This window comes from Umezawaea sp. Da 62-37 (assembly GCF_032460545.1).
In the GTDB taxonomy this organism is placed as follows: Bacteria; Actinomycetota; Actinomycetes; order Mycobacteriales; family Pseudonocardiaceae; genus Umezawaea.
Map to the genome: position 1 here is coordinate 661694 of NZ_CP135965.1, position 15799 is coordinate 677492.

A 15799-nucleotide genomic window follows, 5' to 3' on the forward strand; every position below is an offset into this window, starting at 1 on the left:
ATGGGCCTCGACGAAGTGCGCACCGACCTGACGCGGATGACCATCCGCGACGAGTCGGACGTCTTCCAGCTGCGCGGCAAGGGCAGGCAGGTCGCCGCCGCGGTCGGGTTGGACGGGCAGGACCAGATCCGGGTGGCCACGGCGCTCAGCGACGTGGGACGCGAACTGGTCCGGCAGTCGGTCGTCACCACGGCCGTGTTCACCCTGGTCGCGGGCCCTTCCCCCGCGCTGGTCGTCGACCTGGGCTGGACCGGCGTGGTGACCACGACCGGTCCGGGCTGGAACACCGCGCGGATGCTGCTGCACGACGTGCGGGTCGAGCAGCACGCGCACACGGGCACCGTCGCCCTGCTGAGGAACTTCCCCGTCGGTGTCCTGCCGCCTTCCTCGGCCGGGATCGACGGGGTCCGCCGCGAGCTGGGGATCGTGAACGAGGGCAACGCGCTCGACGAGCTGCGCGCCCAGAACCAGGAACTCCTGGAGACGCTGGAGGACCTGGAGCACAAGCGCCGGGAGCTGGAGCGGGCCAACGAGGAACTGGAAGACACCAACCGCGGCGTCCTGGCGCTGTACAAGGAGCTGTCCGACGAGTTGGAGCAGACCAACACCGGTGTCGTCGCGCTCTACGCCGAACTGGACGTGAAGACCACCCAGCTGCGCGAGGCCGGTGAGGCGCGCACCCGGTTCTGGTCCAACATCAGCCACGAGCTGCGCACCCCGGTGAACTCGGTCGTCGGCCTGACCCGGCTGCTGGCCGTGCCCGGCGCCGACCCGCTCACCGACGAGCAGCGCAGGCAGGTCGAGCTGATCAACGACTCGGGCACCACGCTGCTCGCGCTGGTCAACGAGCTGCTCGACACGGCGAAGGCCGAGTCGGGCAGCCTGCGGCCGCGACCTGCCCCGGTGGACCTGAACTACATGTTCGTCCAGCTGCGCGGCGCCCTGCGGCCCATGATCCGCACGTCGCGGGTCGAGCTGGTCGTGGAGGACCTACCCGTGCAGCCCGCCCTCGTCACCGACCCGACGATGCTGGTGCGGATCCTGCGCAACCTGCTGTCCAACGGCCTCAAGTTCACCGAGTCGGGCGAGGTGCGGCTGTCGGTGCGCGAGGAGGGCGACCGGCTGCGGTTCGTCGTCGCCGACACCGGGATCGGCATCCCGGCCGACGAGCACGACCGCGTGTTCGAGGAGTTCCACCAGGTGCCCAACCGCCTGCAGGCCGGGGCGGCCGGGACCGGGCTGGGGCTGCCCTACGCGCGCAGGCTCGCCGGGATCCTGGGCGGTGACCTGAGCCTGCGCAGCACGCCGGGCGAGGGCACCGAGATCGTCCTGGACCTGCCGTTGGGGACGATCGACGACATCCCGCTCACGTCGATCGGGATCGCGCTGCTGGTCGACGGCGACGACGAGTCCCGCGGCAGGTTGCGGGCGGAGGTCGGCACGCTGGCCGACGACGTCGTGGAGGCCAAGGACGGTCGGGCGGCGCTCAGCGCGGCCACCGGCACGCGCCCGGACCTGATCTTCCTCGACGCCGACACGCCCCTGATGAGCGGCGTCGAGGTGCTGACCGTGCTGCGCCAGGACCCGACCCTGGTGCGGGTGCCCGTGGTCGTGGTGTGCGGAGGGGACATCGGGGGTATGGAACTGGCGGCGTCCACCTTGGGGGCCGCCCTGCTCACCCGATCCCTCATCTCCCCGGAATCGGTGCGGCAGGCGATCAGGGAGGCCCACGTGGCGGTACGGAGGACGGCGTCATGAGCCCTCGCAACCACCGGCGCCGCTGGGGCTCGCGGTCCGGTCCGGCCAGGATCCTGGTCGTCGACGACCTCGACGCCAGCCGGTACATCACCGCCAGCTGGCTGCGCCGCAGCGGACACGAGGTGGACGAGGCCGTCACCGGCGGCGAGGCGCTCCGGGTGCTCGGCGAGCAGGACTACGACCTGGTCATGCTGGACGTGCACCTGCCGGACATGAGCGGCTTCGAGGTCTGCGAGATCATCAAGGCCGACCCCGCCACCGCGGCGCTGCCGGTGATCCACGTCTCCGCCACCTACGTCGAGCCCGAGGACAAGACCGTCGGCCTGACCCGCGGAGCGGACGCCTACCTCACCGAGCCCGTCGACCCCGGCGAACTGCTGGCCACGGTCGAGGCCGCGCTGCGCTACTACCGGGCCCGGATGCTGGCCGAACAGCTCGCCGACCGCCTCACCCGGCTGACCAGGGCCACCCTGGCGATCAACTCGGCCGCGGAGTTCGACGCGCTGGTCGCCGCCGCGGCCTCGGCCGCGGCCGACGTGCTCGACACCACCGCCGTCGCGATGCTGGTCACCGAGGAGGACGTCCGGGTGGGCACCACCGGGGACGCGGGCGCCGTGGACCTGCGGACCGACGAGGTCGCCCTCATCACCGGCGTGGTCGCCACCGTGCTCGGGGACGGCGAGGGCGTCGAGGTGTCCTTCGTGGACAGTCCACCGTGGAATCCCGGCGCTCCCGCGGCCGTGGTGGTCGCGCGCAGCAAGCTCGGCAGGCCGCCGGTGTGCGTCGCGGTCGACGCCTCCGCCGCGCGGACCGACGAGGACCGCAACCTGCTCGTGCAACTGGGGCAGGCCACCGCCGTCGCCGCCGACGGCCTGCGCGCGCTGACCGAGGAGCACCTGCTCGCGTTGACGCTGCAACGCAGCCTGCTCCCCCGAGCCCTGCCGGAGCAGCCGGGGCTGCCGATGGTCGCCCGCTACGTCCCCGCGTCGGCGAACGCCGAGATCGGCGGCGACTTCTACGAGGTCATCGACCTCGACGGGCGCATCCTCGTCGCCATCGGCGACGTCTGCGGCCACTCGATCGAGGCGGCCACGATCATGGGCGAGGTGCGGCACGCGCTGCGCGCCTACGCGATCGAGACCGACGACCCGGCGACGATCCTGACCAAGCTCGACCGGATGCTCCTGCGCTACCACCCGCGCGGCGGCCTCACGACGATGTGCCTGATGCTGGTGGACCTGGACGAGGGCGTGGTGGACGTCGCCAACGCGGGCCACGTCCACCCGCTGGTGGTCGACGAGGAGGGCGCCCGGTTCCTCGACGTCGCGGGCCCGCTGCTCGGCATCGGCCTGCCGCACCCGCCCGCCACCCGGTTCGGGCTGCCCGTGGGCAGCCTGGTCGTGCTGACGACCGACGGCCTCGTCGAGCGGTCCGACAGCGACCTGGACGAGGGCCTGGAGTCCCTGCGCACGGCGGTGTCTTACGGCGACGACCTGGACGGGCTGGCCGACGGTCTGCTGGAGCGGTTCGGCGGCGGCAAGCGCGACGACATCGCCCTGCTGGTGTTCCGCAGGGCGTGATGTGCGGAGCGTGACATAAGGTCATCCCTGCGAAAGGGGTGACCGTGGTCCGGGCTGTGCTGGTCGGTGTGGTGTTCTCGGTGGTGCTGGTGGGTGCGGCGTGCTCACCGGCGCCGGTGGGCGCGCCCGCCCCGTCGACGACCTCGTCGCCGCCGTCACCCCCGGTGTCGACGCCGATCGTGGTCCCGCCGTCCACCACTCCCCCGGCCGCGGCCCCCGTGACCGTGGACCCGGCGGGCCAAGTGCTCGACGACTACCTGGCCGGGATGGCCGTCCAGCAGCAGTTCCGCGGCGCGGTCGAGGTGCGCCGGGGCGCGGACGTGCTGCTGCGCAAGGGGTACGGCGACGCCGACGTCGGCACCTCCACCCCCGTCACGCCCGACACCCGGTTCCAGGTCGGGTCGCTCACCAAGCAGTTCACCGCGGTGGCCGTGCTGCGGTTGCAGGACCAGGGCAAGGTGCGGGTCACCGACCTGGTCTGCTCGCACCTGGCGGACTGCCCTCCGGACTGGGCGCCGATCACCGTGGACCAGCTGCTCACCCACACCTCGGGGATCTACAACTACACCGAGGCCGGTGAGGACGAGGCCAAGCCGTTCCTCAACCGGCACGTGGTGCCCCAGGAGCTGGTGGACTACGTGAAGGGCAAGCCCCTGGACTTCACCCCCGGTTCCCGGTGGAAGTACAGCAACTCCGGGTACGTCCTGCTCGGCGTCCTGGTCGAACGGCTGTCCGGGATGGACTACGCGACGTTCCTGCGGCAGCAGCTGTTCGACCCGCTGGGTATGCGCGACACCGGCTACGACACCCTCCGGTCCCCGCGTGCCAACGGCTACACGGACTGGACCACGCCCGGCGAGGACGACGTGTCGCTGTACTTCTCCGCCGGTGGCGTGCTGTCCACCACCGGCGACCTGGCCCGCTGGAACGCGTTCCTGCTCTCGGACAAGCCGGGCGTGATCAGCTCGACCTCGCGGGCCGCCATGCTGAGCCCGCACGCCGACATCCCCGGCACGCAGGTCCACTACGGCTACGGCATCGAGGTGCACGGCGGCGGTGCCGACCTGACCTACGCCCACGGCGGCCTTGTCACGGGATACCGCTGCGAGAACACCATCCGGCCGTCGGACGCCCTGTCGGTCACGGTGCTGACCAACCTCGCGACCAACGACCCGGAGTCCATCTCCGGTCACCTGATCGAGCTTGCGGGCCGTCCCTGACGGGGTCACGGCCGACGTGAGCGCACTCGGCCGACGGCCAGCAGCAGGGCACCGGTGAGGGACAGCAGCGCTCCGACGCCGATGGCGACCGGCAGCCAGCCGCCCACGCCCGTGCTCGCCAGTCCGGACGTGTCCGCGGCGTAGTAGGAGTCAGCGGGACCAGGACCGCCGGTCCACAGCTCGCCCGCGCCGGTCGTGCCCTCCGGGTACCACACCACCCCGGTGTCGCCGGTCGTCGTCGTGGTGCTCGTCTCCTGCGGGATCGTCCTCGAGGGCCTCTCCCGGCTCGTCGTGGTGCTGGGCGCGGTCGTGGTGGAGGAGTCGGCCGTGGTGGTCCCGGTGGTTGTCGTGCCGGTGGTTGTCGTGCCGGAGTCGGTGGTGGTGCCGGAGTCGGTGGTGGTCGTCGTGGAGTCGGTGGTCGTCGACTCGCCGGTGGTCGTGGTGGTCTCGTTCGTGGTGGTCCCGTTCGTCGTGGTCGTCGTCGGGATGGTGGTGGTGGTGGTCTCCTGCGCCGGTGTCGTCGTGGTCGTGGTGTCGTCGGTCGTGGTGGTGGGCGCGGTCGTGGTGGTCGTGGTGGTGGGCGTCGTCGTGGTGGTCGATTCCTCGGTCGTGGTGGTCTCGTCGGTCGTGGTGGTGGTGTCGTCGGTGGTCGTGGTCGTGGTCGTCTGGTCGGTCGTGGTGGTGGTGTCGTCGGTGGTCGTGGTCGTCTGGTCGGTCGTCGTCGTGGTGTCGTCGGTCGTGGTGGTCGGCTCGGTGGTGGTCGTCGCCCCGTCCGTCGTCGTAGTGGTGGTCGTGGTCGTGGGTGTGGTGTCGCAGCCCGGTGTGGTGAAGACGTCGGTGTCCAAGGAGACCTGGCCGTTGCGGGCCAGCGCGCGGCCTTCGACGATGGTCCCGGTGGTCACCGAGATGGAGGTCAGGGCGAGGATCGTCCCGACGAACGTGGAGTTCGTGCCCAACGTGGCGGAGCTGCCGACCTGCCAGTACACGTTGCAGGCCTGCGCCCCGTTGACCAGCACGACGGCACTGGCTGAAGCGGTGGTCAGCGTGGACGCGATCTGGAAGATGAAGACCGAACCCGGGTCGCCCTGCCCGTCGAGGGTCAGGGTGCCGCTCAGCCCGATCGGGCCGGTGGACTTGTAGACGCCGTCGGGCAGCGTCCGCCCGACCAGGTCGTCGGAGACGCTCGCGGTCGGCGCGCGTCCCGCGGCGTCGTCGTAGGCGACCACCAGGTCGGACTGGGCCTGCGCGGCCTGGGCGTCGTTGTTGTGCGTCGCGCCGGCCGTCGTGCCGGGCGGGAATCCGGTGATGCTGGTGCCGGGGCTGACGCCGAGGTCGCCGTCCAGGGTGCTGGGCCCGGTGTTGGTGACGGCCTGGCCGCCGAGCACCGAGTAGCTCGCGACGGTGCCCAGCCCCACCGGGGACGTGGCCGCGTAGGCGGTCGGCGCCACCAGCAGGCCGACGGCGAACAGCGTGGCGGCCGCCGTGACCAGCCCACCGGCCGCACCCCACCGCGCACGTGGGAGCGGCTTGCCGTTCGGGGGTCGAACAGGATCGCGGTCCATGACAACGCCTTCCGTGGAGGGAATACCCGGTAGCTGATTGAGGCACGGCGGAAGGCCGCGCACGTGCCCGTTCACCGGGAATGCGCGGAACGAGAACCAAAAATGGGGAAATCCTGACGAAAAAATGAGACGGGGAAATGTTTGGCTCAATCAGCACATCACACCGGGACTTGTGGTTCACCCACAGGAACACCGAGATCACCCGAACGCCAGGCGAACCGACTACCAGCACGAACAGTTCCGATGCCCAACCTTGTCCGACTGACCGAGATCCGCTCACCCGTACGTGGAGGACGAGAATAAAAATGTAATGAACACGCGACACGATCGATATCAAGGGTGAACGCTCCTCCACGAAGGGCAGGCGATGTCGCCGGAAAACCGCGAAGTCGAACGCGTGGCGGCGCTGCGCGCGCTGCACCTGCTCGACACTCCGCCGGAGGATCGCTTCGACCGGATCACCAGGCTCGCCAGGGACCTGTTCGACATGCCGATCGCGCTGGTGTCGCTGGTCGACGTCGACCGGCAGTGGACCAAGTCGAAGGCCGGGGCGGCGTTGTGCGAGACCCCGCGCGCCCTGTCGTTCTGCACGCACGTGGTCGACTCCGGCACGCTCGTCGAGATCCCGGACGCCCTGACCGACCCGCGGTTCGCGCACAACCCGGTGGTGGTCGGCGGCCCGCGCCTCCGCTTCTACGCCGGCGTGCCCGTCCTGTCGCCATCGGGGCACGTCATCGGCACGCTCTGCCTGCTCGACCGGGTGCCGCGCAGCCTGACCGGACGGCAGCGGGCCGAACTGGGAGAGCTGGCCGCGTGGGTCGAACTGGAGTGCGCGACCGTGCGGTCGAACCGGTGGGAGCAGGAGACCGAACGGGCCCGGCGGGACTTCGTGTCCGTGGTCAGCCACGAGCTGCGCACACCGCTGACGTCCATCCACGGGTCGCTGGAGCTGATCGCGTCCGGCCGGTTCGGCGAGCTGCCGCCGCAGGTCGGCAGGCTGGTCGGCATCGCGGCGCGCAACACCGACCGGCTGGTCCGGCTGTCCCAGGACGTGGTGGACCTGCACCAGGCGCACCGCGGGCAGCTGCGCCTGCGGCTGGACGCGGTCGTGCTGCCCGACGTCGTGCGGCAGGCCGTGGACGCCGTCGGGGAGGTGGCCGACCGGGCCGGGGTGAGCATGGCGGTGGTCTGCGCCAAGTCCGCCGAGGTGCGCGGTGACGCCGACCGGCTGGTCCAGGTCGTGACCAACCTGCTGGTCAACGCGGCGCGCGTGTCGCCGCGGGGCGGGCGGGTGACCGTGACGTGCGGGGTGCGCGGGTCATGGGCGCGGATCGAGGTCCGCGACCACGGGCCCGGTGTCCCGCAGGGGCAGCTGGACGAGATCTTCGAGCCGTTCGTGCAGTTCGACGTCCCCGGTCAGCGGCGGACCGGCGGCGCGGGGCTGGGACTCGCGATCGCCCGCGGGATCGTCGAGGCGCACGGCGGCCGCATCGGCGCCCGTCCGGCCGACGGCGGCGGCAGCGCCTTCGAGGTCGCGCTGCCCGCCGCCGGGCCGGACGTCGACCTGGCCTGGTGGTAGCGGCCCCCAGCCGAGCACTGCCGCGACCTGGTCGCCGACGCGCCGCGGGTCGAACGGCTTGGGCAGCACGGCGGCGGCGCCGAGCGCGCACAGCCGCGAGGTGAGCGCCGGGTCGACCACCGCCGTCACGAACACGACCGGCAGCCGCGCGGTGCGCGGATCGGCCCGCAGCGCGACCAGGACGGCGGGTCCGTCCACGACCGGCATGTCCACGTCGAGCAGCACCGCGTCCACCCCGCCCGACCGGCACGTCTCCAGGGCGCGCGCCCCGCTCGTGGTGGTCCGGACGTCCCAGCCCCGGTAGGCGACCAGGCTCAGGGCCAGCACCTCGCACGCGTCCGGGTCGTCGTCGACGACGAGCACCCTCACGGCCCGTCCCCGCGCACGAACCGGTAGCCGACCCCGCGCACCGTGGTGATCACGCCGTCCTCCCCCGTCGCGCCGAGCTTGCGGCGCAGGTTGGACATGTGCACGTCGACGGCGTGGTCGTCGGCCAGCCAGGAGCCGCCCCAGACCCGTTCGCGCAGCTGGTCGCGGGTGTGCACCTGCCGCGCGTTCTCGGTCAGCGCGGCCAGCAGGTCGAACTCGATCTTCGTGAGCGGCACCGGTTCGCCCGCCACCCGCACCTCGCGCGCCTCCCGGTCGATCTCCAGCGCCCCCGAGCCGGGGGCAGGCCGCGCCGGTGCCAGGTCGCGCGGCCTGCGCAGCATCGCCTGCACGCGGGCCAGCAGCTCGCGCGGCGAGAACGGCTTGGTGAGGTAGTCGTCGGCCCCGACGGAGAGCCCGATCACCTTGTCGACCTCCTCGCCGCGGGCGGTCAGCATCAGCACGTAGGCGTTGGAGAACTGCCGCAGGCGGCGGCAGACCTCGATCCCGTCGGGTCCGGGGAGGCCGAGGTCGAGCAGCACGACGTCGGGCGTCCAGTCCAGCGCGGCGGCCAGCGCGCGGTCGCCGTCGTCGACCGCGCGCACCTCCAGCCCGGCCGACGAGAGCGCCAACCCGATCAGCTGGGCGATGTCCGGGTTGTCCTCGACCACCAGGACCTTCGCGGGCGCGTTCACCAGCGCCATTGTCCGCGTTCTCCCGTGTCGCGCCACCGAGGGCGTGGCCTTCGAAGCGCTGCCGGCGTCCAGCGGTGTCCTCATGGGAGTGACGCTTCCGGGCGCACCTCTGGGCGGGGTAAGCGGAACCTCAAGTAATCGGCAAGGTCCGCGGGAAGTCGTCGCGCGGGCCGCGGCCGGGAATAGCGTCGGGGCTCCGGCAATCCAACCGAGGAGCCCCCCGTGCCATTCCCGAGTCCGTTGTGGAGCTGATCGCGGTCGCACTCGCGGTCGCCCTGCTCACCGCCGCGCCCACGTCGCCCGCCGATCCCGAGCCGCCCGCCTCCCAGTCCGCCGAAGCCGCCCGGTACCAGGAGCTGAGCAGGCGGACCGCGCGGACCAACGAGGACGTCCTCACCACCGCGCAGGACCTCGTGGACAAGCGGGCGGCCCTCGACGAGGCGACCGCCGCCGCCGGGCGGTCCCGGCGGGTGGCCGACGACGCGCTGGCCGCGGAGACCCTGGCGAGCGCCGCGGCCGACCGGGCGCGCACGACCGCCGACGGGCTGCGCGACGAGGTCGACCACATCGTCGAGATCTCGTTCAAGGGCTTGCGGCTCAACGGACTCGCCGCGATCTTCAGCGCCGATTCCCCCGAGGAGTTCCTCGACGCCGCCATGATCATGGACTTCTACGCCGAGCAGCAGGGCGGGCTGGTCGACGCCGCCGCCACTGCTGCCGACACGGCGCTGGGCGCGCGGCAGGTGGCCGTCGACGCCCGGACCACCGCGGAGGCGGGCAGCCTCAAGGCCGACGGGGACCGCGACGCCGCGCGGCGGCTGACCGACGACGCGGCCGCCGCCGCGGACCTGGCGGAGCGGCGGAAGTCCGATCTCGACCGGGAGATCGACGAGGTGCGCGTCTCCCTGGACCGGCTGGCCGCCGCCGACCGGACCCGGCTCGCGAGCACCGGGCCCGCCGTCGCCGCGCCGCCGGTCGGGGGTTCGGCCGGTGACGCGGTCCGGTTCGCGCTCGCCCAGGTCGGCAAGCCGTACGTGTGGGGCGCGGTCGGCCCGGACTCGTTCGACTGCTCCGGGCTGGTGATGACCGCGTTCGCGCGGGCCGGTGTGTCCATTCCGCGCACCACCTACGCCCAGGCGCTGGTCGGCACGCCGGTCCCGCGCGACCAGGTTCGGGCTGGTGACCTGGTGCTGTACTACGACGAGGTGAGCCACGTGGCGATGGCGATCGACGGCGCGATGGCAGTGCACGCCTCGACCGCGGGCGAGCCGGTGAAGGTCGGCGCGATCGACGGCATCGGTCCCATCGCGACGATCCGCCGGGTCGGCGGGTAGCGCGCGGGCGTGGCGGTGATCTCGTCCGGCCGATCCGCGAGGCGGGCCCGGTCCGGGCATGATTGGCGGAATGCGCGAGACGGTAGGACTGCCGGCCGGGATCACGGCGTGCCTGTTCGACCTGGACGGTGTGCTCACCAACACCGCCGAACTGCACCGCAAGGCGTGGAAGGCGACGTTCGACGAGTTCCTGCGGGCCCGTGACGGCGAGGACTTCAGCCCGTTCACCGAGGACGACTACCTCCGGTACGTGGACGGCAGGCTGCGGGTCGACGGGGTGCGCGGGTTCCTCGACTCCAGGGGCATCTCGCTGCCGGAGGACGGGGCGGGCGGCGACTCCCCGACCGCGGTGGCCACCCGCAAGAACGACCTGCTGGAGAAGGTCATCACCGAGCAGGGCGTGACGCCGTACCCCGGTTCCCTTCGCTACCTGGAGGCCGTGGAACGGGCCGGGCTGGCCATCGGGGTCGTCACGTCGTCGGCCAACGGCGAGCGCGTGCTCGAGGCGGCCGACCTGAGCCGGTTCGTCCGGGTGCGGATCGACGGCGTGGTCATCGAACGCGACGGGCTGCGCGGCAAGCCCGCCCCCGACGCGTTCCTGGCCGGTGCGCGCGGACTCGGCGTCGAACCGGGGCGGGCCGCCGTGTTCGAGGACGCGCTGTCCGGCGTCGAGGCGGGCCGGGCCGGAGGGTTCGGCCACGTGGTCGGCGTGGACCGCACCGGCCAGGCGGCCGCGCTGCACGACCACGGGGCCGACGTCGTCGTACCCGATCTCGCCGAACTCCTGGAGCCCGCGCCGTGACCTACGAGATCCACCCCTGGGAGCTGGCCTGGCGGGAACTGGACGTGGACGAACTGGTCCGCACCGAGTCCACGTTCGCCCTGTCCAACGGCCACATCGGGATGCGCGGCACCCTGGAGGAGGGCGAGCCCCGCGGGCTGCCGGGCACCTACCTCAACGGGTTCTACGAGGAGCACCAGCTGCCCTACGGGGAAGCGGGCTACGGCTACCCCGAGGCGGGCCAGACCGTCGTGAACGTCACCGACGGCAAGGTCATCCGGCTGCTGGTCGAGGACGAGCCGCTGGACATGCGCTACGGGCGGGCCCTGGAGCACCACCGGGTGCTGGACTTCCGGACCGGCACGCTGCGCAGGCGGACCCGCTGGGAGTCGCCGACCGGCAGGCGGGTCGTGGTGAGCACGGAGCGGCTGGTGTCGTTCACCCGGCGCTCGGTGGCCGCGATCCGCTACGAGGTCGTGCCCGACGACGACCTGCAGCTGGTCGTGCAGTCCGACCTGCTGGCCAACGAGCCGATCGAGCAGCGCTCCGACGACCCCCGCGTGGCGGCCGCGCTGTCGTCACCGCTGGTCGGCGAGTTCGCCGCCGCCGAGGGCGCCCGTGCCGTGCTGGCGCACCGCACCCGGCACTCCGGGCTGCGGATGGCGGCGGCGATGGACCACGACCTGGAGGTCCCCGACGGCCACCGCACCAGCATCCGCGCCGCGGACGACCTCGCCCGCTTCACCGCCGCGGTCGACGTGCCGAAGGGAGGGCGGCTGCGGCTGACCAAGTACCTGGGGTACGGGTGGTCGGCGCAGCGCTCGGTGCCCGCGCTGCGCGCGCAGGTCGAGGCGGCGCTGACCGGCGCCCGGCAGACCGGCTGGGACGGGCTGCTGGCCGAGCAGCGCCGGTACCTCGACAACTTCTGGGAGGTCGCCGACGTCGACATCGACGGCGACGACGAGCTCCAGCAGGCGATCCGGTTCGCGCTGTTCCACGTCCTCCAGGCCGGGGCGCGCGGCGAGACCCGCGCGATCCCGAGCAAGGGCCTGACCGGACCCGGCTACGACGGGCACGCGTTCTGGGACACCGAGACGTTCGTGCTGCCGGTCCTGACCTACACGGTGCCGGACGCGACGCGGGACGCCCTGCGGTGGCGGCATTCCACTGTGGACAAAGCCCGTGAGCGGGCCGAGGTGCTCGGCCAGCGCGGCGCGGCGTTCCCGTGGCGGTCGATCAACGGCGCGGAGTGCTCCGCCTACTGGCCCGCGGGCACGGCGGCGTTCCACGTGTCCGGCGACGTGGCGCACGCGACGGCCCAGTACGTCGCCGCGACCGGCGACACCGGGTTCGAACGGGAGTGCGGCACCGAACTGCTCGTGGAGACGGCCAGGCTGTGGGGATCGCTGGGCCACCACGACAGCGACGGCGGGTTCCGCATCGACGGCGTGACCGGTCCCGACGAGTACACCGCGGTGGTGGACAACAACGTCTACACCAACCTGATCGCGCAGCAGAACCTGCGCGACGCCGCCGCCGCGGCCGACCGCCATCCCGACGTGGCGCGCGGGCTCGGCGTCACCCGCGAGGAGTCCGACGGGTGGCTCGCGGCGGCCGACCACATGGTGATCCCGTTCGACGACGAACTCGGCGTGCACCAGCAGTCGGAGAACTTCACCCGGCACGGGGAGTGGGACTTCGACGCGACACCGCAGGAGAACTACCCGCTGCTGCTGCACTACCCGTACTTCGACCTGTACCGCAAGCAGGTGGTGAAGCAGGCGGACCTGGTGCTGGCCATGCACCTGCGCGGCGACGCGTTCACCTCGGAGCAGAAGGTCCGCAACTTCGCCTACTACGAGGCGCGGACGGTGCGCGACTCGTCGTTGTCGGCGGGCACGCAGGCGGTGCTGGCGGCCGAGGTCGGCCACCTCGACCTCGCCTACGACTACCTGGCCGAGGCGGCGTTCACCGATCTGCACGACCTGCACGACAACGTGCGCAACGGGCTGCACATCGCGTCGCTGGCGGGTTCGTGGACCGCGATCGTCGCCGGCCTGGGCGGGATGCGCGACCACCGCGGGCGGTTGACGTTCGCCCCGCGCACTCCCCCGGCGCTGCGCCGGTACGCGTTCCGGATGTGCTTCCGCGGCACCAGGCTGTCCGTGTCGGTCGAACCCGGCCAGGCGACCTACCGCGTCATCTCCGGCGACGCCCTGCGCGTTTCCCACCACGGTGAGGAGTTCGTCGTCGAGCCCGGCGACCCCGTGACGCTGCCGATCCCGCACCGCGATCCCCTGCCACCGCCACCGCAGCCGAAGGGACGAGCGCCCAAGCGCGGTGGGCAGGTATCGGGCTGACGCGCGGCAGCACAGCGCTCCCGCCCGGTCATCCGGGTGGGGCGCTTCGATCGGGTCGGGGGTGCGGCGCGCACTCAGCCGCTGATCGGGCCCCTGGTCGAGTTGCTGTAGGTCATGCCCGCCGAGACACCGGAGCACAGGCACTTCCGGAGGTCGCCGCTCGCGGTCATCGCGGTGCAGAAGCGCTTGGCGACCCGGTCGTGCGCCTCCCACGGGTGCGGGCACACGGTGCAGGTGGCCTCGACGGCGCCATCGGCGTCCGGCTCGGCTGCGTTCGGTTGCACGTCGGCCATCGACATCTGCCCGGTCCTCTGCTTCGTTGATCCTCTGGCGGGTCCGACGGCGCTACCGGTGCGGAGGGGAAACCCCTTGCCCGGCACGTGCGGCGCCGCCGGGGGTCTGGGGCGAAATGCCCACGCTACTCCGACGCGGGGATGTTGGCCGGGTTCCGGGACGACGGGTTTCCACCGGGCACCGGTACCGGAAGACCGGATCGCGTCACCCGACCGTGCCCACCCGGACAGGTTTGCACCGCCGATCGCGGGGAAGACCTCGCAGACCAGTTCCGAACATCGCGGGAGGACGACCGATGAAAGCCGTCACGTGGCACGGCAAGCGCGATGTCCGGGTCGACACGGTTCCCGACCCGATCATCAAGGACCCCACCGACGTGATCGTGAAGATCACGTCGAGCGGTATCTGCGGTTCCGACCTGCACCTGTACGAGGTGCTGGGCCCGTTCCTCGACGAGGGCGACATCCTCGGCCACGAGCCGATGGGCGTCGTCGAGGAGGTGGGCGCGGAGGTCACCGGCCTGAGCGCGGGCGACCGCGTCGTGGTGCCGTTCAACGTCTCCTGCGGCACGTGCTTCATGTGCGGCGAAGGCCTGCACTCGCAGTGCGAGACCACCCAGGTGCGCGACCAGGGCATGGGCGCGACGCTGTTCGGCTACACCAAGCTCTACGGCAGCATGCCCGGCGGGCAGGCGGAGTTCCTGCGCGTCCCGTTCGGCAACACGCTGCCGATCAAGGTCCCGCACGGCCCGGCGGACGACCGGTTCGTCTACCTGTCCGACGTGCTGCCCACCGCGTGGCAGGCCGTCGAGTACGCGGGCGTCAAGGAGGGCGGCAGCCTGGTCGTGCTCGGCCTCGGGCCGATCGGCGCCATGGCCGCCCGGATCGCGCGGCACCGCGGTGCGGAGAAGGTCATCGGCGTCGACCTGGTGCCCGAACGGCTCGCGCGCGCGAAGGCCGACGGCATCGAGGCACTCGACCTGAGGCGGCACGGCAAGAAGCTCGCCGACCACATCCGCGACCTCACCGGCGGACGCGGCCCGGACGCCGTGATCGACGCCGTCGGCATGGAGGCGCACGGCGCCCCGGTGGGCAAGTTCGCCCAGCAGGTCACCGGTCTGCTGCCCGACGCCGTGGCGGAGAAGCTGATGCGGACTGCGGGCGTCGACCGGCTCGGCGCCCTGCACCTGGCCATCGACGTCGTGCGCCGCGGCGGCACCATCTCGCTGGCGGGCGTGTACGGCGGCATGGCCGACCCGATGCCGCTGCTCACCATGTTCGACAAGCAGATCCAGCTGCGGATGGGCCAGGCCAACGTGAAGCGGTGGGTCGACGACATCCTGCCGCTGCTGGTGGACGACGACCCGCTGGGCGTGGACGGCTTCGCGACCCACCGGGTCCCGCTGTCGGAAGCGCCGCAGGCCTACGAGATGTTCCAGAAGAAGCAGGACAACGCCATCAAGGTGCTGTTGCAGCCCTGACCTCCGGGGTGGTCGCTCGAACGGGCGGCCACCCCGCACCGGTCTAGCCCGCCGGGCGTTCGGCCTTCGCCAGCGCCGCGGTGACGGCCTCGCTGTCGGTCGGCTGGGCACCGGGCAGGCCGAGGTCGTCGGTCTCGGTGCCGGGCGCGAAGTAGATCGCGCAGTAGGCGGGCAGGTCCCTCTCGAACCGCCACCCCTCCGCCAGCGGACCGGCGTCCACGGTATCGTAGCCGAGGTCGTCGAACAGGGCGGTGACCGTCGCCTTGGCCGCCGCGTCGTCACCCGCGATCGCCAGCGCGCTGCGGTCGGCGGAGCCCGACGGCCGGGCCAGCGACCCGAGGTGGCGGTAGTAGATGTTGTTGAACGCCTTCACCACCGACGCGTCCGGCAGGTGCGCCTGGAGCAGGCCGCTGGTGGTGGCCGAGCCGTCCTCCAGCTCCGGGATGACCCCGTCGCGGTCCGGGTAGTAGTTGTTCGTGTCGATCACGACCTTGCCCGCCAGCGGTGCCACCGGGATGTCCCGATAGGCCTTGAGCGGCACCGTGACCACCACGACGTCGCCGGCGGCCGCGGCTTCGGCGGGCGTGCCCGCCCGAGCCGAGGGGCCGAGTTCCGCGACGAGGTCGGCGAGCGTCTCCGGGCCGCGGGAGTTGCTCACGACCACCTCGTGCCCCGCCGCCACCGCGAGCCGCGCCACGGTGGAGCCGATCTTGCCCGCGCCGATGAGTCCCACAGTCGACATCGCTGTTCCTCCTTGGAGCACGACCAGCAGTTCTGGCCTGTTCGGTCC

General features: G+C 72.2%; 12 protein-coding genes and 1 pseudogene. 8 read left to right on the plus strand and 5 right to left on the minus strand.

What is annotated here, in order from left to right; translation table 11 throughout:
• From RM788_RS02805 to RM788_RS02815, 3 genes are read left to right on the plus strand one after another with little or no spacing between them, the layout of a single operon-like run.
• A complete protein-coding gene (locus RM788_RS02805) occupies positions 1–1758 on the plus strand; it encodes an ATP-binding response regulator (protein ID WP_315929891.1) in 1758 nt (585 codons plus the stop codon).
• Positions 1755–3338 carry a SpoIIE family protein phosphatase gene (locus RM788_RS02810; protein ID WP_315929892.1) on the plus strand — a complete coding sequence of 528 codons (1584 nt, stop codon included), beginning with the start codon at positions 1755–1757 and terminating at the stop codon, positions 3336–3338. Before RM788_RS02805 ends, RM788_RS02810 begins: the two co-directional genes overlap by 4 nt.
• Positions 3339–3382: 44 nt before the next feature.
• Positions 3383–4558, plus strand: coding sequence for a serine hydrolase domain-containing protein (locus RM788_RS02815; protein ID WP_315929893.1), 1176 nt, complete (start codon positions 3383–3385; stop codon positions 4556–4558).
• Between the two features lie 5 nt (positions 4559–4563).
• Here the strand turns inward: RM788_RS02815 and RM788_RS02820 are convergent, their stop codons facing one another.
• On the minus strand, positions 4564–6120 hold the full coding sequence (locus tag RM788_RS02820; protein WP_315929894.1) for an ice-binding family protein: 1557 nt from the start codon (positions 6118–6120) through the stop codon (positions 4564–4566).
• A gap of 367 nt (positions 6121–6487) precedes the next feature.
• Here RM788_RS02820 and RM788_RS02825 point away from each other — a divergent pair, with 367 nt between their 5' ends.
• Complete coding sequence (locus RM788_RS02825; protein ID WP_315929895.1) at positions 6488–7699, plus strand: GAF domain-containing sensor histidine kinase; 1212 nt, start codon at positions 6488–6490, stop codon at positions 7697–7699.
• Between the two features lie 93 nt (positions 7700–7792).
• Here the strand turns inward: RM788_RS02825 and RM788_RS52825 are convergent.
• A pseudogene (locus tag RM788_RS52825) lies at positions 7793–8068 on the minus strand (response regulator); the annotation flags it as partial.
• The gene (locus RM788_RS02835) at positions 8065–8769 is read right to left on the minus strand and encodes a response regulator transcription factor (protein WP_399345350.1); all 705 of its coding nucleotides are present in this window, start codon (positions 8767–8769) and stop codon (positions 8065–8067) included. The pseudogene RM788_RS52825 and the gene RM788_RS02835, both read right to left, overlap by 4 nt.
• Positions 8770–9002: 233 nt before the next feature.
• Here RM788_RS02835 and RM788_RS02840 point away from each other — a divergent pair, with 233 nt between their 5' ends.
• From RM788_RS02840 to RM788_RS02850, 3 genes are all read left to right on the plus strand, one after another.
• Positions 9003–10094 (plus strand): C40 family peptidase, encoded by a 1092-nt coding sequence (locus RM788_RS02840; protein ID WP_315929898.1) that lies wholly within the window; start codon positions 9003–9005, stop codon positions 10092–10094.
• A 70-nt stretch (positions 10095–10164) separates the two neighbouring features.
• A complete protein-coding gene (locus RM788_RS02845; RefSeq protein WP_315929899.1) occupies positions 10165–10896 on the plus strand; it encodes an HAD family hydrolase in 732 nt (243 codons plus the stop codon).
• Positions 10893–13235: a glycoside hydrolase family 65 protein gene (locus RM788_RS02850; protein ID WP_315929900.1), complete on the plus strand. Its 2343-nt coding sequence runs from the start codon at positions 10893–10895 to the stop codon at positions 13233–13235. Before RM788_RS02845 ends, RM788_RS02850 begins: the two co-directional genes overlap by 4 nt.
• Before the next feature lie 74 nt (positions 13236–13309).
• Here the strand turns inward: RM788_RS02850 and RM788_RS02855 are convergent, their stop codons facing one another.
• Positions 13310–13534, minus strand: coding sequence for an RGCVC family protein (locus RM788_RS02855; RefSeq protein WP_315929901.1), 225 nt, complete (start codon positions 13532–13534; stop codon positions 13310–13312).
• Between the two features lie 290 nt (positions 13535–13824).
• Here RM788_RS02855 and RM788_RS02860 point away from each other — a divergent pair, with 290 nt between their 5' ends.
• Positions 13825–15009 carry a zinc-dependent alcohol dehydrogenase gene (locus RM788_RS02860; protein ID WP_315929902.1) on the plus strand — a complete coding sequence of 395 codons (1185 nt, stop codon included), beginning with the start codon at positions 13825–13827 and terminating at the stop codon, positions 15007–15009.
• 43 nt (positions 15010–15052) lie between these two features.
• Here RM788_RS02860 and RM788_RS02865 read toward each other — a convergent pair whose 3' ends face one another.
• A complete protein-coding gene (locus tag RM788_RS02865; RefSeq protein WP_315929903.1) occupies positions 15053–15751 on the minus strand; it encodes an NADPH-dependent F420 reductase in 699 nt (232 codons plus the stop codon).
• Positions 15752–15799 lie beyond the last annotated feature (48 nt).